This is a genomic window from Paracidovorax valerianellae (assembly GCF_900102625.1).
Classification (GTDB): domain Bacteria; phylum Pseudomonadota; class Gammaproteobacteria; order Burkholderiales; family Burkholderiaceae_C; genus Paracidovorax; species Paracidovorax valerianellae.
Genome location: NZ_FMZC01000004.1, coordinates 271,145 through 291,222 on the forward strand (window position 1 = coordinate 271,145; position 20,078 = coordinate 291,222).

Annotated in this window: 15 protein-coding genes; 5 read left to right on the top strand and 10 right to left on the bottom strand. The window is 66.0% G+C overall.

Annotated features, from left to right (window positions below; all coding sequences use genetic code 11):
- The first annotated feature begins 4 nt into the window (after window positions 1-4).
- On the top strand, window positions 5-754 hold the full coding sequence (locus BLT03_RS23845) for a pilus assembly protein (protein ID WP_139160353.1): 750 nt from the start codon (window positions 5-7) through the stop codon (window positions 752-754).
- Window positions 755-888: 134 nt separating this feature from the next.
- On the opposite strand, the gene moaC is transcribed toward BLT03_RS23845, so the two are convergent.
- Window positions 889-1,377, bottom strand: a complete 489-nt coding sequence (gene moaC / locus BLT03_RS09010; protein WP_092742588.1) for a cyclic pyranopterin monophosphate synthase MoaC — start codon at window positions 1,375-1,377, stop codon at window positions 889-891.
- Between the two features lie 209 nt (window positions 1,378-1,586).
- On the opposite strand from moaC, the gene BLT03_RS09015 reads away from it, so the two are divergent.
- A complete protein-coding gene (locus tag BLT03_RS09015; RefSeq protein WP_092742590.1) occupies window positions 1,587-3,089 on the top strand; it encodes a M48 family metalloprotease in 1,503 nt (500 codons plus the stop codon).
- Here the strand turns inward: BLT03_RS09015 and BLT03_RS09020 are convergent.
- The 3 genes from BLT03_RS09020 to BLT03_RS09030 form a co-directional block, all read right to left on the bottom strand.
- Window positions 3,057-3,413 (bottom strand): phage holin family protein, encoded by a 357-nt coding sequence (locus BLT03_RS09020; RefSeq protein ID WP_092743065.1) that lies wholly within the window; start codon window positions 3,411-3,413, stop codon window positions 3,057-3,059. The genes BLT03_RS09015 and BLT03_RS09020 overlap by 33 nt on opposite strands.
- A 253-nt stretch (window positions 3,414-3,666) precedes the next feature.
- Window positions 3,667-4,146, bottom strand: coding sequence for a hypothetical protein (locus BLT03_RS09025; RefSeq protein WP_092742592.1), 480 nt, complete (start codon window positions 4,144-4,146; stop codon window positions 3,667-3,669).
- 58 nt (window positions 4,147-4,204) lie between these two features.
- Complete coding sequence (locus BLT03_RS09030; RefSeq protein WP_092742594.1) at window positions 4,205-4,957, bottom strand: TerC family protein; 753 nt, start codon at window positions 4,955-4,957, stop codon at window positions 4,205-4,207.
- Between the two features lie 523 nt (window positions 4,958-5,480).
- On the opposite strand from BLT03_RS09030, the gene BLT03_RS09035 reads away from it, so the two are divergent.
- Window positions 5,481-5,915: a DUF3717 domain-containing protein gene (locus BLT03_RS09035; RefSeq protein ID WP_092742595.1), complete on the top strand. Its 435-nt coding sequence runs from the start codon at window positions 5,481-5,483 to the stop codon at window positions 5,913-5,915.
- Window positions 5,916-6,009: 94 nt separating this feature from the next.
- Window positions 6,010-6,318: a putative signal transducing protein gene (locus BLT03_RS09040; RefSeq protein ID WP_092742596.1), complete on the top strand. Its 309-nt coding sequence runs from the start codon at window positions 6,010-6,012 to the stop codon at window positions 6,316-6,318.
- Window positions 6,319-6,447: 129 nt separating this feature from the next.
- Here the strand turns inward: BLT03_RS09040 and BLT03_RS09045 are convergent, their stop codons facing one another.
- Both BLT03_RS09045 and purB read right to left on the bottom strand, forming a co-directional pair.
- Entirely contained in the window at window positions 6,448-7,008 is a 561-nt protein-coding gene (locus tag BLT03_RS09045; protein WP_092742597.1) for a YaeQ family protein, read from the bottom strand.
- 86 nt (window positions 7,009-7,094) lie between these two features.
- Complete coding sequence (purB, locus tag BLT03_RS09050; RefSeq protein ID WP_092742598.1) at window positions 7,095-8,474, bottom strand: adenylosuccinate lyase; 1,380 nt, start codon at window positions 8,472-8,474, stop codon at window positions 7,095-7,097.
- 101 nt (window positions 8,475-8,575) lie between these two features.
- Between purB and BLT03_RS09055 the strand changes: the two genes are divergently transcribed.
- Window positions 8,576-9,190 (top strand): glutathione S-transferase N-terminal domain-containing protein, encoded by a 615-nt coding sequence (locus BLT03_RS09055; RefSeq protein WP_092742599.1) that lies wholly within the window; start codon window positions 8,576-8,578, stop codon window positions 9,188-9,190.
- A gap of 349 nt (window positions 9,191-9,539) precedes the next feature.
- Here BLT03_RS09055 and BLT03_RS09060 read toward each other — a convergent pair whose 3' ends face one another.
- From BLT03_RS09060 to BLT03_RS09075, 4 genes are all read right to left on the bottom strand, one after another.
- Entirely contained in the window at window positions 9,540-10,127 is a 588-nt protein-coding gene (locus BLT03_RS09060; RefSeq protein ID WP_092742601.1) for a glutathione peroxidase, read from the bottom strand.
- 117 nt (window positions 10,128-10,244) lie between these two features.
- Window positions 10,245-11,444: an HD-GYP domain-containing protein gene (locus tag BLT03_RS09065; protein WP_092743068.1), complete on the bottom strand. Its 1,200-nt coding sequence runs from the start codon at window positions 11,442-11,444 to the stop codon at window positions 10,245-10,247.
- A 152-nt stretch (window positions 11,445-11,596) separates the two neighbouring features.
- Complete coding sequence (locus BLT03_RS09070) at window positions 11,597-16,723, bottom strand: hypothetical protein (RefSeq protein ID WP_092742603.1); 5,127 nt, start codon at window positions 16,721-16,723, stop codon at window positions 11,597-11,599.
- Between the two features lie 201 nt (window positions 16,724-16,924).
- Window positions 16,925-20,077, bottom strand: coding sequence for an efflux RND transporter permease subunit (locus BLT03_RS09075; RefSeq protein ID WP_092742605.1), 3,153 nt, complete (start codon window positions 20,075-20,077; stop codon window positions 16,925-16,927).
- Window position 20,078: the final 1 nt, after the last annotated feature.

Consider the following 20,078-nt stretch of genomic DNA (forward strand, 5'->3'; position numbering starts at 1 on the left):
TTTAATGAAAAGTAAGATTCATGTTTTTTTACTTCAACTTGGGGTGTCTTCGATTGTTGCGTTGCTTAGTGCTGCATTGGTATTTTTTGTTTGGTACCCAGGTCCTTATCGAGTAATTTCTGGAGGAGGACAGCTCTTTCTGCTAATGCTGGCTGTGGATGTTATCTTGGGGCCATTGATTACAGCAGTTGTTTTTAATTTGAAAAAAAGTTTGCTTGAACGTACCGTCGAATTTGCAACCATCGGAGTGCTTCAAATAGTAGCGCTTGCATTTGGTTTAAATGCAATGTATGAGTCTCGTCCAGTGCATCTTGTTTTTGAGTATGATCGTTTTCGCGTCATTCATGCCACAGATATCCCAAAGGAATTGCTAAGTAAGGTGCCCGCAGGAATTAATCCACTTCCTATGTCTGGTCCTTCCTTGATTGCTCTCCGTCCCCTGTCTGGAATCGAAAAGTTTAATTTTACTCTGCAAGCTTTAGATGGGTTATCAGTATCTGCGCAACCAGAGTTGTGGATTCCTTACTCCCAAGCAAAGTCAGTTGTTATTGCGGCTTCGCTGCCAGTAGAAGATTTGATAAAGCGATTTCCATCCATGCAGCGTAAATTGCAACAGGAGATTTTGCAATCAGGGAGAAATATAAATCAGGTAAAATATCTTCCCATACAGGGTCGGAAAGGGTTGACTTGGACTGCTTTATTGGACGGCAGTACGGCTGAACCATTTGCCTATGTCGATTTGGACTCTTTTTAATTTGTGCTAGTTAATCTTTCTGTCTCAATAGATTCTCATGAGCACCAGGATTCAATGGATGATTTTGTCAATGCTAAATATATTGAACGGATTATGTGAATTGGTTTTTCTCAGGGTGTTAATTGTTGATTGAGTTAAATATATCCACCTGATTTGCCACCAGTTTTTTTCGCTACAAAAATATTTTTTATCACCATTTTCCGATCCACTGATTTACACATGTCGTAAATCGTCAAGAGCGCCACTTGGGTTGCCATCAGAGCTTCTATTTCCACGCCTGTTTGTCCAACAGTCTCCACAGTAGCCGTACACAGTACAGCTGATTCTTTGATCAGTAACTCGAAATCTACCGCTACTCGCGTAAGTGCCAGTGGATGGCACAGGGGTATCAGATCACTCGTCTTCTTCGCGGCCTGGATTGCCGCTATTCGAGCTACCCCAAGTACATCGCCTTTTTTAGCAGTGCCTGAATTGATAAGAACAAGCGTTTCTGGTCGCATCTCTATGCGCCCCATTGCAATGGCTATTCGATGCGTAGCGGGCTTCGACGATACATCCACCATGTGGGCCTGCCCTTGGGTATCAAAGTGAGTCAGGCCAGATGTGTTATTGGTTTCACTCATACAGTGGTGAGGATCTCTATGCGGTCATCCGCTTGGGAGGAAGATTCAGAAAGCAAAGGCATCATAGGGACGTGTGTAAGCGAGCGCCAGGATGGCTTTTTACCAATCAGTGCAGGAGACTTCGCGTGTCATTTGATAGAAAACGGCCTCTGGTGCTTGTGTGTCAAGCGGTGGCCGCTTCACTTTTCATCGTGAGCAGTCTGTGCGGCATGACCGCCGTACACGCACAAGCGAGCCTCCCCACCCTAGGCGACAGTTCCGACCTCACTACCGCCCAGGAACGCCAACTCGGTGACCGCATCATCCGCGAGCTGTACCGCGACCCGGACTACATCGACGACGCCGTGCTCAACGAGTACGTGTACAGCATTTTCCAGCCACTGGTAAAAGCCGCCCGAGAGCGCGGAGAACTTTCGCCCGAGTTGGACGAACGCTTTGCCTGGGAGATTCTTCTCGGCCGGGACCGCACCGTCAATGCCTTTGCCCTGCCAGGAGGTTATTTCGGGGTGCATCTGGGCCTGATCGGCGTCGTCTCCACGCGCGATGAATTGGCCTCGGTGATGGCCCACGAGCTCAGCCATGTCACGCAGCGCCACATCTCGCGGCTGATCACGCAGCAGAACCGCCAGACGCCGCTCATGCTTGGCGCTTTGGTGCTTGGCGCCCTGGCAGCCAGCAAGAGCCCCAATGCCGCGCAGGCGCTGATGATCGGCGGGCAGGCGGTGGCGGTGCAGAACCAACTCAATTTCTCGCGCGACATGGAGCGGGAGGCCGATCGCGTCGGCTACGGGCTGATGGCGCCGGCGGGCTTTGCTCCGCAGGGGTTCGTGGCGATGTTCGACAAATTGCAGCAGGCCAATCGCATCAACGACAACGGCAGCTGGCCCTACCTGCGCAGCCATCCACTCACCACCCAGCGCATTGCCGATATGCATTCGCGGCTGCCGCCTTCGGGGACGCCTGCTGCGGCTCCGCTCGCGCCTTCCCTCGAGCACGTGATGATGGCGGCGCGTGCGCGCGTTCTGGCGCGCCCGGGCGTGGATGTGTGGCGGCAGTGGACGACCGAACCGCAGGGCACAGGCTTTGCGGCGCAGCCGTTGCCTCGCCGGGCGGCGGCTTGGTATGCCGCGGCGCTGAGCGCCAGCCAGCTGCAGGACGTGCCTGCAGCGCGCCATGCGTTGCTGGGTCTGATGGATACGGTGCGCGGGGACGCGCCGGCGACGCGGCAGGCGAAATTGCTGGGTGCCGAGATCGAATTCGCGGCAGGGGACTTCAACGCAGCCCTGCAGCAGTTGCCGCAGGGCCAAGCCCAAGCGCAAACACCGGGTGCGGGCTCGCCTGCGTCGTCGAGGCGGCCTGAGATGGTTTTGCGCACGCAGGCCTTGCTGCGCACCGGCAACGCTCAGGAGATGACGGGGCCGCTGCAGACGCGGGTGGCGACGCATCCGCACGACGCCACGGTGTGGCATCTGCTGGCTGCGGTGTGGCAGCAGCAGAACCACCCCTTGCGTGCCGTGCGTGCCGAGGCAGAGGCACATGCCGCGCGCTACGACTACCAGGCGGCGGTGGACCGCTTCAAAGCCGGGCAAGACCTAGCCCGAAAGAGCGGCAGCCGCGGGGGCGATGCGGCCGATTACATCGACGCATCGATTATCGAGACGCGCTTGCGGGCGGTAGAGCTACTTCTTAAGGAACAGGCCGCCGAGCGCTGACTCGATGAGCACGCCGAGCACCGAGTAGATCAGCGAGCCGATCAGGGCGGCTGCGAAGCCGCGCACCTGGAAGCCGTCGCCCAGCACCGAGGCGGCGGCCCAGAACATCAGCGCGTTGATGACGAAAAGAAAAAGCCCGAGGGTGATGAAGGTGACCGGCAGGGTCAGCACCACCAGCACGGGCCGGAGCACGACGTTGAACAGGCCGATGACGAAGGCGGCGATGAGCGCGCTGGTGAAGCTTTTCACTTCCACCCCGCTGTACACATAGGCCACGAACAGCAGCGCCGCAGCGCTGAGCAACCACTTGAGTATGAGTTTCATCATGGCGCGGGAGCATAGCACCCGCTTGCCGAGGCCCTGAGCGTCAGTCTGGCCGTTCAACGAACGGTGACTGCGTTCAAATTGGCTGTGCTCGTTTATGAGAGCTGCGAAGCGGTGGCTTCGCGCGTCCATGTCCTCTGACGCGGGTGGAGGGGGGGCGGAATGCCGCACCGGTAGGCAGCCCTGTACCCACAACCTCGCTACCAAAAATTGCAGCGGCTTGCTCTACAGCAAGCCTTCATGAGACGGCAGGTTACTCCGCCACGAACATGAACATCGCGCCCAGGCCTGCCAAGGTGCCCGGCAGGGACCAGCGGCGTGGCGATGGCTTGCGGACCACGGTGACGGGGGCCGCCGAGGCTGCTGCCGCCGGCAATGCCGCCATTTCCTCTTGCTTGGGGCGGCGTGCGTCGATCACTGGCACGGCGCCATGCTCCGCTTGCAACTGGGCCAGCAGCTCCGGCAAGGGCCCCTTGGCCAGCACCGTGCTGGCCTGCACGCCCTCGGCGTGCAGCCAGGGGAGGATCTGGCTGAACAGCTTGTCGGCCCACTTGGTGCGCCAGTTCTCGCGGGCGCTGTGGCTCACCCACTTGCTGATGCGGTGCGTCATGCGCGGTGCGCAAGCCACCAGTACCCATTGCGTCTTCTCGGCCGAGGCCTGCGAAGACAACGGCGCGAGGATTTGCCGAGCCTGCTCGGCGTCGTCCACGTACACGATGACTTTGTTGCTCATGATGCTTCCTTGTGACCTAGCGGTGAACCGTGAAGGGGGAGGAACGTAAGAACTTCGCTCAGCCGTGCTGTACGGGTGCCGTGCGGCGCGACGCGATGGCCTTGCCCACGATCAGCACCAGCAGCGCGCCGGCGATGTGCGCGGCCCAGTACAGGGTGTCGGAGATGACGGCCAGGCCTTGCGCGTCGAGGGTGCCCAGCTTGGGAGCCCAGGTCCAGCGTTCGGTGTTGACGAAGATCGGGTCGGTGACGAGCATGCCGCCAGCGATCCAGCCCAGCAGCATGCCGCCGATGGTGATGATGACCGGGAAGCGTTCCATGAGTTTGATGACCAGCTGGCTGCCCCAGACGATGATCGGGATCGAGATCAACAGGCCCAGCACCACGAGCAGCATCGAATGCTCGCCCGCATTCTGGGCGGCGCCGGCGATGGCGATCACGTTGTCCACGCTCATCACCAGGTCGGCCACGATGATGGTCTTGATGGCCGCGAACAGCTTGTCGCTGCCCGCCACGTCGCCGTGGCCGTCTTCGTCCGGCGCCAGCAGCTTGATGCCGATCCACACCAGCAAGAGCGCACCGACGAATTTGAGGAACGGCAGCGCCAGCAGCGTCATGGCGAAGGCGATCAGGACGACGCGCAGGATGATGGCACCCGCGGTGCCCCAGATGATACCTTTGGTGCGCTGCGCGGGCGGCAGCTTGCGGCAGGCCAGTGCGATCACCACGGCATTGTCACCACCGAGCAGGATGTCGATGATGATGATCTGCCCCAACGCAACCCAGAACTCGGGTGAAGTCAAGAAGTCCATAAATTCCTCAAAAGCAATGGCCGGGGGGAGGAACCCGCTACCCCTGTAGCGCCGGGCCCCTCCGGGAACGGGGGCTGACTGCGGAGGTGATCTGAGGCACGCCCGCTTTGCGCGGAGCGTCGTTCGAAGGGACGGCCTTGATCAGCCCTCGCAGGGCCCATCAAAGGTCTCGCTCAGTCCGCCATGCGTGGCATGGATGGACCCGGACTGCCGGAAGCTTGCGCTTCGTACTGACGACAGGACCGACAAGCCCAGCCGCTCCGGGCGGTGCGTTTGCCGGATGTCTGCTGGGTTGGGAGCTACTCCCCTTCGAAGCCGGCATTGGAACACAGCGGCCAGCGGCCGTGCAAGTCAAGCCGCCGAGATCTTCGCGTCGGTTTTGGGCCAAATAAGCCTTCTACCGCCGTTTTCATTGCCTTAGATGCTATTAATTTATGAGCAATTTTCAGCCTTTGCCAGCGCCGGCCACCGCGACGACCCGGAGACGGCCGTGGCGGTATGATCGGCCCCCTTTTCGAGAACCATGGCCGTCCTGCACATCACCGACATCGAAGCCGCCATCAACCACTGGCGCGCCCGATCGCCGTCGCCCGACGGGGTGACGCTGGCGCCCGAACTGGTCGCGCTGGCCGAGGTGTACGCACTGATGGTGTACTGGCACGAGGACGAAGCCGACGAGGCCGGCTTTCCCCCCGCGGCGATGGCGGCCTGGCGCGCTTGGTACGACACAACGCCCGACACCCCGTGCATCGCCATCTGCTCGACCAGCCAGGGCGACGAGCAATGCAAGGGCTGCGGCCGCAGCTTCGCCGAAGTGCAGCACTGGCTGGCGATGACACCGATCGAAAAACGCACCGTGTGGCGCCGGATCACGCTGGAGAGCTCGGCATGGCGGTTCAACCGCTACGCCGAGCGCGCGGCGGAAGGCACCCCGGCCGACGCCAGGCCGGCCGGCTGATCGACCGCCGCATGGCAGGTGTTGCGCGAAAGCGCGGCTGCCAAGATGGCCGAACACCCTTTACGGGCCGCGGGACAGCGGCTATGGTGGGTTCATGCTCCGCTTGACCCAGGCCCCCAACATCGCGATCGCCACCTTGTGGGCTGACCTGCTGCGCGAGGGCGGCATGCCGGCCTCGGTGCAGCGGCAGTACCTGAGCGCCGCGGCCGGCCACCTGCCACCCGACCAGTGCCTGCCCGAGATCTGGCTGGAGCACGACGAGCACGCCGCCAAAGCCAGGCAACTGCTGCAGGCCCTGCAAGACCTGCCCCAGCGCCGCTGGCTGTGCGGGTGCGGCGAAATGGTGGAGGGCGGGTTTGAGCAGTGCTGGCAGTGCGGGGCGCTGATGCCGCAGCCGGCTTAGCGCCGCAGCAATGAGGGCCTGCGTGGCACGGCCGCATCGACTGGGTTGCTCATCTTTTAATAGCTGTCTGCCCTAGCGGAATATGCGCTGGAGGGCGATTTGGCCTTAACCCTTACGCCGGTGGCTACCTCACTTCCAACGCTGGGGTTCCACGTGCACGCTGCCCAGGTTGCTGCTCAAGGTCAGTGCGCCTTCCTGCACGGTGGCCTGCAGTTGCATGCTGCGCTCCGCCAGGGCTGCCATGGCCTGCGAGGCTTCGGCCGGCAGGCGCCACACCTGCAGCTTGTCCAGGCGCGAGAGCTTGGTTTGAATGCCCTTCCACCACACCTCGGCGGCATGGTGGAAGCAGTAGACGATCACGGAGTCCGACTTGCTGCAGGCCTTGGTGAGCGGCTTGTCCTCGGGCTGGCCGACTTCGATCCACACGCGCTTGCGGCCAGTGAAGTCGGTCAGTGAGACGTCCGGATCGTCCGGGTCGGACAGCCCCGCGCCGAAGGCCAGCGTGCCGTCGCCGTTGCACACCGCCTGCAGCTGGTGGGCGTTGAGGGCCAGCGCGGCCAGCCGCACCATCATGCGTTCGTCGGTCTCACTCGGGTGGCGGGCCAGCGTGAGCGAATGGTCGGCGTAGTAGCTGTTGTCGATGTCGGCGATCTGCAGGTTCGCCTTGAAGATGGTGGACTTGATGGCCATGGGCTGGTGCTCACAAAAATATAGCAGTCCGCACCCGATGGAGGGGCGCGGACCGGCAAAAGGGCTTCAACCCGGGCGGAGGGTGGTCAGACGCGGCGCGCCAGCTCGGCGGCCTTGCCGATGTAGCTGCCGGGCGTCATGGCGAGCAGGCGTTCTTTTTCGGCCTCGGGAATCTCCAGGCTGCGGATCAGCCCGTGCAGGGCCTCGGCCGTCACGGTCTTGCCGCGAGTGACTTCCTTGAGCTTTTCGTAGGCCCCCGGCACGCCGAAGCGGCGCATCACCGTCTGGATCGGCTCGGCCAGCACTTCCCACGAAGCGTTCAGGTCGTCCGACAGCGCCTCTTCGTTCAGTTCCAGCTTGTTCAGGCCGGTCATGAGCGAGGTGTATGCCAGCGCGGCGTAGCCCAGCGCCACGCCGATGTTGCGCAGCACGGTGCTGTCGGTCAGGTCGCGCTGCCAGCGGCTCACGGGCAGCTTTTCGGACAGGTGCTTGAGCAGCGCGTTGGCCAGGCCCAGGTTGCCTTCGGCGTTCTCGAAGTCGATCGGGTTGACCTTGTGCGGCATGGTCGAGGAGCCGATCTCGCCGGCCTTGAGCTTTTGCTTGAAGTAGCCCAGGCTCACATAGCCCCAGATGTCGCGCGACAGGTCGATGAGGATGGTGTTGGCGCGTGCCACGGCGTCGAACAGTTCGGCCATGTAGTCGTGCGGCTCGATCTGGATGCTGTAGGGCTGGAAGGTCAGGCCCAGGCCCAGGGGCTCGGGCGTTTCGATCACGCGCTTGCTGAAGGTTTCCCAGTCGAAGTCGGGCCAGGCGGACAGGTGGGCATTGTAGTTGCCGACCGCACCGTTCATCTTGCCCAGCATCTTCACCGAGGCCACGCGCTCGCAGGCGGTCTGCAGGCGCACGACGACGTTGGCGAGTTCCTTGCCGACCGTGGTGGGGCTGGCGGTCTGGCCGTGGGTGCGGCTCAGCATGGGAATGGCGGCGTACATGTGGGCCATTTCGCGCAGCTTGAGCACGATGCGGTCCAGGCCCGGCAGCACGACCTGGTCGCGGCCCGAGCGCAGCTGCAGGGCGTGGCTGGTGTTGTTGATGTCTTCGCTGGTGCAGGCGAAGTGCACGAACTCGGCGGCTTTCTCCAGCTCGGGCCGGGCCTCGAACTTGCCCTTGAGCCAGTACTCCACGGCCTTCACGTCGTGGTTGGTGGTCTTTTCGATGTCCTTGATGGCGGTCGAATCGGCCTCGGAGAAATTCTTGACCAGCCCCAGCAGGTAGGCGCGGGCGCCGGTGGTCAGGGGCTTGAATTCGGCGAAGCCGGCATCCGACAGGGCGATGAACCAGGCCACTTCCACCTGCACCCGGCGGTGCATGTAGCCGTGCTCGCTCATGATCGGGCGCAGGGCGGAAAGTTTGGCGGCGTAGCGGCCGTCGAGGGGCGAGAGGGCGGTGATGGTGGACAGGCTCATGGGCGGGGATTGTAGGTGGCGCTGCCTGTAAGCTAGAAGGCAAGACTGCCCATAAAATCAGCGGTCTTGCCCCTGTCCCCCGCCGTGCCCGGAAGAACACCATGAAATTGATCGGATCCTCAGCCAGCCCCTATGTGCGCAAAGTGCGCATCGTGATGGCCGAGAAGAAGCTGGACTACCGCTTCCTCGAGGAAGACGTCTGGGCCGAAGACACCACCATCGCCACCTCCAATCCGCTGGGCAAGGTGCCTTGCCTGGTCATGGAAGGCGGCGAGGCCGTGTTCGATTCGCGCGTGATCGTCGAGTACCTGGACACCCTGTCCCCCGTGGGCCGCCTCATTCCCACGCAAGGCCGCGAGCGCGCGGAGGTCAAGACCTGGGAAGCCCTGGCCGACGGCGTGATGGATGCGGGCGTGCTCGCACGGCTGGAGTCCCGTTGGGCCGGGCGCCAGGACGGCGAACGCAGCCAGGCGTGGATCGACCGCCAATTGGGCAAGGTCGATGCCGGCATCAAGGCCATGGCGCAGGGCCTGGGCGAAAAGCCCTATTGCAGCGGCATTCACATGAGCCTCTCCGACATCGCAGTGGGCTGCGCGCTCGGCTGGATCAGCTTCCGTTTCCCCGAGATCGAGTGGCGCGCCGAGCATGCCAATCTGGCCCGACTGCTCGACAAGCTGGAACAGCGCGTGAGCTTCGCGGACACGCGGCCTGCGTAGACCGAACACAACGGTGTGCTGATCCGCTCACCGTGCTCTCAGAAAGCCAAAAGGGCGCAACTTGCGAAGGTTGCGCCCTTTTTCGTGGCGGAATAAAAAAGTTGCGAAGCGTCCCGAAACGAATTAGAGAGGGAGGGAGGAGAAGCGCTTCAGGGTTTCAGTCGAACCACCAGGGTCCAAAAGGCTTCGCAACAGTAAACGGTTGACTGGGTGCGGCGCCGTCGCCGTCGCCGTCGCCGTCAGTGGTTACTAGAGTAGGGGCTATCTTTGAAAGTTCCAGTGCTTTCTCCGTTAGAACCCTCAAAAAATGTAACTGCCAGTTTGCAACGCTCGGGCTCAAGAAGCTGCTTCAGCGGCCGATCGCCAACTGCTGCTCGATCGCGCGTACCAGCTTGGGGTCTCCCGGCTCCACGGCGCTCGCGAAGCTGCCCACCACCTTGCCGTCCCGCCCCACCAGGTATTTATGGAAGTTCCAGCGCGGCGCCTCTCCGGATTGCGCCTTCAGCTCCAGGTAGAGGGGCGATGCTTCGGCGCCCTTGACCCGGCTTTTGGCAAACATCGGAAATTTGACCCCGAAGGTGCTTTCGCAGAAGTCGGCGATCTGCGCATTGCTGCCGCCCTCCTGGGAAAAGTCGTTGGACGGAAACCCCAGCACCGTGAAACCCCGGTCCTTGTAGCGCGAGTGCAGGGCTTCCAGCCCATGGTACTGCCCCGTGAAGCCGCAGTAGCTGGCGGTGTTGACGATCAGCAGGACCTTGTTGCGGTACTGGCACAGCGGCTGGGGCTGCTCGTCCTGCAGGCGCAGCGGCGTGTGGCGCAGCAGGGGCGGGCATGTGCCGTCTTCCGTCCCGATGGCCGGAGGGGCGGCTCGGGCAGGAAGGCTGGACAGGGCCAGCGGAACGGCCGCGAGGGCGAGGCACACGAGTCGGCGCAGCATGGGGAATCCTCCTTATGGGTTCGCCACGGACGCGTGGCATCAGGCGCGATGAAACCGTTTTTGGATGAGTTTGGCGCAATTTCGCCAAAAAGTCGCTAGGCCGTGCGCTTCGGCGGGCTAGACCAGGCTCAGCAGGCGGTTCAACTGAAGCTGTACGCGCACGTCGCGCTGGGCCACGGCGCCGGTCACTTTCCAGGCGGGCTGGGCCGTGTCGCGCGGGATGAGCTCTCCGGTGGGCATGCCGTTACGGTTCAGCACCACGGCCACCCGGGGCGTCGTGGCATTGCCGCCGCGGCGCAGGGTCACGCCGATTTCCTGGCTCACGAGCCGCACGAAGGCGCCGGGCGGGTACACGCCAAGGGTTTTCACCAAGGCCGAGCCGGCCTCGTCCACCTGGTGCGATTCGTCGTAGTAGCTGGCCTGCATCGCTGCGGTCACCGGCATCGGCGCGCGGGAGGCCCGGGGCGCCAGGCGCGCACCGAACACGTCGGCGCGCTGGATGAGGCGGGCGATCTGCTGGGCCTCGCTCTTGTCCGCCAGCGGCCCGGGCAAGCGGTGATGGTGGCAGCGCACGGCCTCCAGCCACACGGGATCGTGCACGCCCAACTGGCGCAGCAGGGCCTCTGACCGGGTGGCATGGCTTTCCACCGCGGCGATCTGCTGCGAGGTGAGTGGTTGCGTCTGCACCGCCAGCTGGTCCTGCAGCGCAGTCATGGCGATGTTCATCGACAGCGCGGCGCGCCCGGTCTGCATCACGCGCTCGACCGGCCAGCGCAGCTGCTCGATAGCGACCAGCATGCACACGCACGAGACCAGCATGGCGTGGGTGCCGCTGTACTGGCGCGTTTCGTGGCCCGACAGGTAAATGAGCGCGAGCAGCACCGCATCCGGGTTCTGGCGGCAATGCAGGGCGAGCTCGCGGTGCAGCGCATCGAAGCGGTCGGGGAAATCGTTCGCCTGCGGCGCGCGCAGCAACTGCGTGGCGCGCAACTGCAGCCCGGGCCAATCCGGCGGGCCGCCTTCGGGGCGGTCGCGCGAAGACTGGGCGGCGCTGATCTTCATCGAGGCGATCTGCCCGAGCGAGGTGTCGGACATCAGCATCTGCTGCAACTGCGCGAGGTAGGCACGGTGGCTGTCGCCCGACTCGTCGGTGTCCACGCACAGTTGCAGGCCGCGCGACAGGAGCACGTCCAGTTCGTTGCGCGTGCGGATCACGTAGCCCTTTTGCGCCAACAGCACGCCATCGGCCCCGCGCAGGATGAAGGGGAGCGGGGAGCCGAGTTGGATCGAGTCGATGTTCAGCGCAACGAGGTTCATGGTGGGTCGCCGCATTATCGGCGCACGAACGCACGGCGAAGGCCGGTGTCACGGCAGGATTTCATCCCTGTTTGGCGCTTCGTCGGGCCATCCGGGGCGGACAGGATGGGCGCACCCTCTCATACGCAGTCCGAGCTGCGAGGCCGATGGCTTCAGGTGGCTGGTTGGGATCCCGGGGTATGCGCGGCGGCGCGGTCTTGCGCAGGCGTCGGCAAAGGGTAGCTCTGCGGCTCTGCCGAGGGGGTGCTGCGGCGCTCCGGCGGCCGGGAAGCCGGGACGGATTGCGGGGTCGGCAAGGGATAGGACTGATCGGGGGCTGGGCGGGTCCCGGATGTTGAAAGTGTGGCCTGGCGCAACCCGCGCAGTGGCGGGGGAGGGGAGCCCGCGGGCGGCAATGGCAGTGGATAGCTCTGCGGCGCTTCACGCGCGTTGCTCGAGGTGGATGGCGGCGTCAGCGCGCCCTCTTGGTGGACCGCTGCCTCTTCAGGCACCCAGTCCCTGAACGACGGGCTCGCGGACATCGGGGGCCTCGGAAGTTCGTGAAGGGGATGCTTGTCTCCGAACGGCGCTTTGAACAGTTCGCCCAGCGTCGGGCGCCTCGGCTTCACGGGCTGCTCTGGAACGGAGGTCTCGGAGGATTGGAGAACCGTTTCTGGGTCTTCTTCCACTTCGGTTTCCGGTGCCAGTTTCTTGTTCATGGCTTCGTTCGTCCTCGCGGCCAGGCTTTGCGCATGCTGGTTCGCCTGGGCCGACATCTTGCTCACCTGCGTCTCGGCACGGGCCCGCCAGAGCGCCTCGGGATGGATCGCTTCCGTCTCTGTCGTCTGCTCCGGGTCGGACTCAGGGATCGGGTTGCGCGCCACGGGTGGCAACTTCGGCGACCACCGGGCCGAATGGTCCTCGGGCGCGGCGGCATGCTGCATCGGGGTGCGGCCGACCTGCTGGGAGCCCGCCGGCAGGAATTCGTGCAGCCGGGTCGATTCCGAGGCCGCCTTGCCTTGCAGGATGCCGAGGGCGGCGCTCTGCGACACCTCGTCCTTGGCTTTGGTCTTGAACTGCAGGTTGTTGGCGATCCAGGCGTCGTGGCTGTTCAGCAGGTTGCGCACCTTGGCGCGGTAGCCGTCGGCCTTGGCCTCCTGGGTTTGCGCGATGGTTCGCAGGCGCGCCGCCTCGGACTGCTGGTCTGCCGCCAGGGCCCGCAGCCGGGTCGCGTTCGCTTGCTGGGCCAGCGCCTCGGTGGGCTGGCCCGCGGCAGCGGCCCGCCGGATCGCGGCACTGGCCTGCTGGCTTTCCGTGGTGCTCCGCCGGGCGGCTTCGGTCGCCTGCTCCGCTGCGGCGGCGGCTTTGTGGCCTGCCTCGGCGGCCTGCTGTGCCAGGCCCTGCAGCTTGTCGTAGGCCTCGGCGGCCTGGGGGCGCAGTTTGGTCACCACGGAAAACGCCATGCCGGGTGCGCTGGCCTGGGCGGCCTGCACCAGCGTGTCCTGCAGCCGCAGCCAGGCCCGGCCGGTCTTTTCGGCGGCGGTGGCATCGGGAACGCCGTCGCGTGTTGCCAGGACCGAGACGAACTCGTGCATGCGGGGCTCCAGCTCCGCCAGAAAGTCGTCCAGGTCTTCGAACTCCCGGATCATCTGCGTCTGGTCGGCCCAGGTCTCGCCGTGGCGGGTCGTGATGCGCAGGGTGGTATCGACGCCGCTGTTGGCCAGCTGCTTGCGCACGTCCACGCCCGCCCCGCGGGCCTGGGCCGCCTTTTCGGGATCGTGCCGTGAGGCCGGCACCAGCCCGAGGCTGGCATTGGCGCTCGCGCGGGCTTCGGCCCGGTGCTGGGCCGACAGTTTGTACTCTTCCACGTTCAGTCCGGACCGGCTTTCGGTCTGCACGGACTGGGAGCGCTGGGCGCTGCTGGACATGCCCGCCTGCACGCCGACCCCGATGGCCCGCCGGGTGGCCCTGCGGTCGTCATCGTCGCGTTCGCGGGACCCGCGAACGCGCACCATCGCGTTGGCGCCCACGGCCAGTTCGGAGGTGCGGCTGCGCTTGGTGTTGGACAGCTCGGCCACGGCCAGCGCGGGGAAATGCTCCAGCAGATGGGCCAGCGGGTCGGGTCCGGCGCCGCCCTCCGGTGGCAGGCCCCCGCCCTGGGTCATGGCGATCAGCGCGTCGGTGAATTGCCGCCGCAAGGCGTCTTCGTGGGCCGCGGTGCGCTGCATGCGCAGGCTCACGCCCTGGGTTTGCGAGGTTTCGCCGCCCGCCTCGAAGCGCATATCGAACCGCAGCGCGATGCCGGCTTCGTCGTCACCCAGGTTGAATTCGTGGTCCTTGTGGCCCAGGGCGCCGCGCACGCCCAGGTTGAGCCCCACGCTCGCGTTCCTGGAGTCCGCCGTGGCGATCTGGATCTGCATGGCCGCGCCGACCATGTTCAGGTCCATCGAGCGCTCATGCCCCAGGCCGACGCCGGCGATGGGGGTGACCAGCTCCGGCGTGGCGGTGGTGACCGACACGGCCTTGCCCAGTTCCAGCCGGGCCAGTCGGGCATCGCTGCTCTTGATCTTCTCGCCGAGGCTGATGCGCTGCGCCAGCGATTTCATGACTTCGGCGGCATCGGCCGGGCCGCGCAAGTCGTTGAACAAGGTCACCGTGTCGGCCACGCACAGTTCGAAGCGGTTCACGTGCACGTCCCGCTGCAGGGCTTGCAGCGCGGGCGCCGCCGCCGCCACGGCATCGGCCACCGAGCGGGGCGCGTGGCTGGTGGACGCGGCCGCCGGGTCCGCCGCGGGCACGCTCCAGGGCACGGCGCTGGCCGCATCGACCAGCGTGCGCATCAGCCGGCCGGCGTCGTTGCCCGATGCCTTCATCGCCTTCCACGCGCTTTGCACCGACGCGGGCCAGCGCTCCTGGAGGGTTTCGATGGCCTGGTGCCAAGGGGGCCGCTCCCCCTCCGGCAAGGTTGTCAGCCAGGCGCTGGCGAGCTGGTTTTCGATGGCCTCGAACGTCTCGATGCGCAGCGACCGCAGGGCGGCCGGGGGATTGACCTTGGCCAGCACGGTGGCCGAGGCTTGCATCAGATCGGCCAGCGCCTGGGTCGGCTCGGACTCGGCCTGTGCGGCCGCGTGGGCTACCTCGGCGATGTCCTTGAAGCCGTCGATGGCTTCGTGCGCGATGGCATCGGTGCGCAGCCCGCGGGCGACCTGGGTGGGCACCACCGTGGGCGAGAGCGTGCCGTCGGCCATGGCGCGCAGATCGATGTGTTCGCTCAGCAGCCGCAGCAGGTGCCCGACGTTGGGCCGGCTGCCTCGCAGCGACTGCCAGTTCGCCGCGAGTTCCGGGGACAGCCGGGCCATGCCCTCCGCGCCCAGGTGGGCCTCGACCTTCTGGAACAAGCTTTTTCCCAGGTGCTTGAGCGTGCTTTGCGACGGCGGATTCGAATGGGCGCCGAGCTTGAGTTCTTCCAGCACGGCGAGCATCAGCGTTTCGGCGGGGGCTGCGTCCGCGCCCGTGCGCGTCTGCAGGTGCGCCCGCATGTCGGCGGCCGTACGGTGCAGCGCCGCCACGGCCTCGTCGCGGCGCGGCAGCATGCCGTTCTCGCTGGCGGCCGCGGTCAGCTTGCGCATGACCGACTTGCGCCACATCGTCGGCTGCGCGCCGGGCAGCCAGGACGCGATGGCCGGCAGCGCTGGGGCCAGCAGCCCTTCCAGGTTCGTCGAGTTCTTGACGATGGCCTTCGGCAGCCCGCCCGTCAGCCAGTTCTGGAGCCGCCCGAACCGCCCCGATGCGGCGCGCGCGTTGCGCTGGGCCGTCTGGTCCAGTGCGCCGTCGCTGAATTGCAGCAGGCGTTCACGAACCCGGTCGTAGCTGGAGCCTTTTTCCTTGCTCGTGAAGCCGTTTTGCAGGCACCCGAACGCCTCGCGCTGTGCTGCGTCCCGCTCGGGTGCCACGGCCGGGGCGCTTCCTGGCTGGACTTGCTGGAGCGCATGCTCCACCGCGGCGCGCAGCAACCCGATGTCCGCCTTCGCGGGGGTGGTGCCCGGGGCGCCTTGCCGCAGCGGCTCCCATTCCACCATGGCCCTCATCGCCACCCGCAAGGCAGTCTTGCGCGCGCCCATGGCCGGCGGATCGGTCATCTTGTCCAGCAGGTGCTCGCCCGCGGGCGGACGGGCGATGGCGACGGCCAGGCGCAGCAGCGGGTCCTGGGCCGTGGCCGTCGCCGCCGGTGCATCGGTATTGGCATTGGCATCGGCCTGGAAGGCATCGTTCACCAGGCCGACCAGGCGGGCCGGCGAGCTGTGCGACAGGTCTTCCATGGCCTTCACCATGGCCTCCGGGTCGCTCTCGAAGGTGTTGCGGGCGGCATTGATGAAGAGTTCGACGCCCAGCACGTCCGGCACCTTGGCCCCGCGGTTCAGCGCGGCGACCAGGGTGTCCGCCGCAGCCTGCAGGCGCTCGTGCAATGCCTCGGGCGCGCTGGCCACCAGTTCCGCCACCATTTCGGCATTCGCGGCCGTGGCCTTGTCCTTCGACTGCAGCTCGGCCGCCTTGCTGGCGTCGGTCAACCGCTGCAGCGCCTCTTGCGTGTCCAGCCGCTCGCCGTCGGGCAGGGACGCCTGCGTGGCAAGGTGGATCGTCGCCTTGGCCTTTTCCGCATGGACCAGACTCTCCAGGTGGCTCAGGACGATGGCTTCCGGCCCCGCCGAGCCGCCCTGGCTTCCGTTGAAGCCCTGGGTGCCGTAGAACATCGCCAGCGCATCGCCGGGCACGCTCTCGGGGCCCTTGCCGATCGCCAGCACCGAAAGCGCCTGCTGGGTCCAGTACTTCGCCGTGCCCGCCGCCTGCTCGGCCCAGCCCGGCGCCTGCGCGTCGGGCGACTGGCCGGTTTCCACTTGGTGCAGCGCCTGCTGCACGGCCTGGGCGAGCCCGGTTTTGGTGGCATTGGGCAGCGGCACCGTTGCGTCGGTGTCGAACCGCGGTGCCTGCACCTGGTTGTGCCGCCCGATCGGGTGCTGGGTCTGCGTGCCCACGGCCAGGGGGCCCAGATTGGCGTTGGCGGTGGTCTTGCTGGCTTTCCAGTAGTTCTTCAGCTTGGAGAAGACGCCACGATCAGAACGCTTCGCCATGTTGGCGGTGGTGTAGACCGCCTCCGCACCGGCCTTTTCGCGCGCTTTCAGCCCGTCGGGCGCGCCCAGGGGCGTGCTGGGCCGCGCAGGGCTTTGTGGCCGTGTGGACGGCGGCGGTTCGGGCCGCTCGAAGGCGACTGGGCGGATTTCCTCCGATTTGGCAGTGCGCACGGTCTTTGTCTCCCCTGGATTTCTTGGATTCCATGGTTGTATACAAAGCGGTGCGCATTCCTTCGCGGTGCGAAGGGGTTGGCCGACCTGCGAAGCGGCCGGGCCGGCGTGCCTGGAGCGGCCGAAGGAATGTGTTAAAGGGTGTTAATGGCCTGGCGCGCGGCGGAGCGTCCGCCGGCGGCCAGGCCATGGCCGCCGCCTTCAGTGGGGCGGGGCCGGCTGAACAGGCTGCACGGGCTGAACAGGCGCTACGGGGTGCGCCCCGTGCACTGGCCGCCGCATCACCTTGCGCTGGAACCACTGCGCGAAGTCGTCCACGTAGGTGAACACCGCCGGCACCACCAGCAGGCTGAGCACCGTCGAGGTGATGAGCCCGCCGATCACCGCCACCGCCATGGGCGAGCGGAAGCTCATGTCCGCGCTGCCCAGGGCCAGGGCGATGGGCATCATGCCCGCGCCCATGGCGAGCGTGGTCATGATGATGGGGCGCGCGCGCTTGTGGCAGGCGTCAAGCAGCGCATCCCAGCGGCTCATGCCGGCAACGGCGGGCCGGCCGTCGCTGCCGTCGTGCCCGCGGCGCGCGACGATGGCGTATTCCACCAGCAGGATGGAGTTCTTGGTGGCGATGCCCATCAGCATGATGAGCCCGATGAGGGAGGGCATCGAAAAGCTCTTGCCCGCCACCAGCAGCGCCACGAAGGCCCCGCCCAGCGACAGCGGCAGCGCCGCCAGGATGGTGACCGGCTGCAGAAAGTCCTTGAACAGCAGCACCAGCACGAGGTAGATGCAGATCACGCCGGTCAGCATCGCCAGGCCGAAGCTGGCAAACAGCTCGCCCATCATCTCGGCGTCGCCCACGTCGATCAGGCGCACGCTGGCGGGCAACTGGGCGACGGCGGGCAGCTGCTTGACGGCCTCGGTCACCTCGCCCAGGCCGCGCGCGCCCAGCTCGATCTCGAAGTTGACGTTGCGCGCGCGGTCGTAGCGGCTGATGACGGCCGGGCCGCCCGCCACTTCCAGCGTGGCCACCTCGCCCAGCCGCACCGGGCCGCGCGCGCCGGGCACCGTGAGGCGCTCCAGCACCGAGAGGTCTTCGCGCGCCGCGTTGTCCAGGCGCACGACGATGGGCACCTGCCGCTGCGCGAGGTTGAGCTTGGGCAGGTACTGGTCGTAGTCGCCCACCGTGGCCACGCGCAATGTCTCGGCGATGGCGCTGCTGGTCACGCCCAGGTCGGCGGCGCGCGCGAAGTCCGGGCGCACGGCGATCTCGGGCCGCACCAGGCTGGCGGTGGAACTCACGCCGCCGATGCCGGGAATGGTGCGGATGCCGCGCTCCACCGCCTGCGCAGCGGCAGCCAGGGCCTGCGGGTCTTCGCTGGCCAGCGCCAGCACGTACTTGTCGTTGGAGCCGCCCAGGCCGATCTTCACGCGCACGCCGGGCAGGTCTTCCAGCGCCGCGCGCAGCTGCTGCTCGATGACCTGCTTGCGCGGGCGCTCGCCGCGCGGGTCCATGCGCAGGGTGAGCGTGGCCTTGCGCGGATCGCCCGCGCCGGCCCCGGCGAACGGGTCGGAGCCGGCCGAGCCGCCGCCGATGGTGGTGTAGATGCTGACCACGTGGCCCACGCGCTTCACGCGCTCGGTGGCCTGCGCCACCGCCACGCGGGCGTCGGCCAGCACGCTGCCGGGCGGCAGCTCCAGGTTGACCTGGGTCTGCGCGTTGTCGTCGGCCGGAATGAAGCCCGAGGGCAGCAGCGGGATCAGCGCGATCGAGGCGGCGAAGAACACCAGCGCCCCCAGCAGCGTGATCACGCGGTGCCGCAGGCACCAGGCCGAGGCGCGCATGTACGTGGCGAGCCAGCCGGGTTCCTTCTCCTGCGCCACCATGGGTTTCATGATGTAGGCGGCCATCATCGGCGTGAGCAGCCGGGCCACCACGAGCGAGGCGAACACCGCCAGCGCCGCCGTCCAGCCGAACTGCTTGAAAAAGCGCCCGGCGATGCCGCTCATGAAGGCGGTGGGCAGAAACACCGCGATCAGCGTGAAGGTGGTGGCGATCACCGCCAGCCCGATCTCGTCGGCCGCCTCCATGGCCGCCTGATAGGGCGACTTGCCCATGCGCAGGTGGCGCACGATGTTCTCCACCTCCACGATGGCATCGTCCACCAGAATGCCCACCACCAGCGACAGCGCCAGCAGCGTGATGATGTTGATGGAAAAGCCCAGCAGGTGCATGCCGATGAAGGCCGGAATCACCGACAGCGGCAGCGCCACGGCCGAGACGATGGTCGCGCGCCAGTCGCGCAGAAAGAGCCACACCACCACCACGGCCAGGATGGCGCCTTCGTACAGCAGCCGCATGGAGCTGTCGTATTCGTCGCTGGCGATGTCCACGAAATCGACCGTGCGCGTGAGGTGCAGGTCGGGCCGCTCGGCCTGGAGCTGGTCCAGCGCGCGCTGAACGCCCGCGCCCACCTCGACCTCGCTGGCGCCGCGGCTGCGCGAGACCTCGAAGCCGATCACCGGCTTGCCGTCCAGCAGCGCGGCGGTGCGCTGCTCGGCCACCGTGTCGCTGATGGTGGCGACCTGGTCCAGGCGGACGTGGCGGCCGTCGGTCAGCGGGATGTCCATGGCGCCGATCTCCTGCGCCGTCTGCACGGTGGCGATGGTGCGCACCGGCTGCTCCGCGCCGCCGAGGTCGACCCGCCCGCCGGCGCTTTCGATCTGCACCTGGCGCAACTGGCGCGACACGTCCGACGCGGTGGCCCGCAGGGCCTGCAGGCGCAGCGGATCGAGCGACACCCGCACCTCGCGCGTGACGCCGCCCACGCGGTTCACGGCGCCCACGCCCGGCACGGCCAACAGGCGTCGCGTGAGCGTGTCGTCCACGAACCACGACAGCGCCTCGTCGTCCAGGCGGTCGGAGGCGATGGCGAAGGCCAGGATGGGCTGGGCCGAGAGTTCGAGCTTGGCGACGATGGGGTCGCGCAGGTCGGCCGGCAGGTCGGCGCGCACGCGGCTCACGGCCGAGCGCACGTCGTCCACGGCCTCCTGCACGGGCTTTTCGAGCTGGAACTCGGCCGCGATGGTGGCCGTGCCGTCCACCAGCGTGGAGGTGATGTGCTTGAGCCCCTGCGTGGTGGCGATGGCGTTCTCGATCTTGCGCGCCACGTCGGTTTCCAACTGGCCCGGCGCGGCGCCGGGCAGCGAAGCGGTGACCATGACCACGGGCAGGTCCATGTCGGGAAAGTTCTGCACCTTCATCGCATGGAACGACAGCATCCCCGCGAACGAGAGCAGCACGAACAGCATCGCGGCCGGAATCGGGTTGCGGATGGACCAGGCGGACAGATTCATG

Excerpts from the sequence above, each read along its gene's own strand:
- BLT03_RS23845 (WP_139160353.1), top strand. The coding sequence starts at position 5 with ATGAAAAGTAAGATTCATGTTTTTTTACTTCAACTTGGGGTGTCTTCG.
- moaC (WP_092742588.1), bottom strand. The coding sequence starts at position 1,377 with ATGAGTGAAACCAATAACACATCTGGCCTGACTCACTTTGATACCCAA.
- BLT03_RS09015 (WP_092742590.1), top strand. The coding sequence starts at position 1,587 with ATGACCGCCGTACACGCACAAGCGAGCCTCCCCACCCTAGGCGACAGT.
- BLT03_RS09020 (WP_092743065.1), bottom strand. The coding sequence starts at position 3,413 with ATGAAACTCATACTCAAGTGGTTGCTCAGCGCTGCGGCGCTGCTGTTC.
- BLT03_RS09025 (WP_092742592.1), bottom strand. The coding sequence starts at position 4,146 with ATGAGCAACAAAGTCATCGTGTACGTGGACGACGCCGAGCAGGCTCGG.
- BLT03_RS09030 (WP_092742594.1), bottom strand. The coding sequence starts at position 4,957 with ATGGACTTCTTGACTTCACCCGAGTTCTGGGTTGCGTTGGGGCAGATC.
- BLT03_RS09035 (WP_092742595.1), top strand. The coding sequence starts at position 5,481 with ATGGCCGTCCTGCACATCACCGACATCGAAGCCGCCATCAACCACTGG.
- BLT03_RS09040 (WP_092742596.1), top strand. The coding sequence starts at position 6,010 with ATGCTCCGCTTGACCCAGGCCCCCAACATCGCGATCGCCACCTTGTGG.
- BLT03_RS09045 (WP_092742597.1), bottom strand. The coding sequence starts at position 7,008 with ATGGCCATCAAGTCCACCATCTTCAAGGCGAACCTGCAGATCGCCGAC.
- purB (WP_092742598.1), bottom strand. The coding sequence starts at position 8,474 with ATGAGCCTGTCCACCATCACCGCCCTCTCGCCCCTCGACGGCCGCTAC.
- BLT03_RS09055 (WP_092742599.1), top strand. The coding sequence starts at position 8,576 with ATGAAATTGATCGGATCCTCAGCCAGCCCCTATGTGCGCAAAGTGCGC.
- BLT03_RS09060 (WP_092742601.1), bottom strand. The coding sequence starts at position 10,127 with ATGCTGCGCCGACTCGTGTGCCTCGCCCTCGCGGCCGTTCCGCTGGCC.
- BLT03_RS09065 (WP_092743068.1), bottom strand. The coding sequence starts at position 11,444 with ATGAACCTCGTTGCGCTGAACATCGACTCGATCCAACTCGGCTCCCCG.
- BLT03_RS09075 (WP_092742605.1), bottom strand. The coding sequence starts at position 20,077 with ATGAATCTGTCCGCCTGGTCCATCCGCAACCCGATTCCGGCCGCGATG.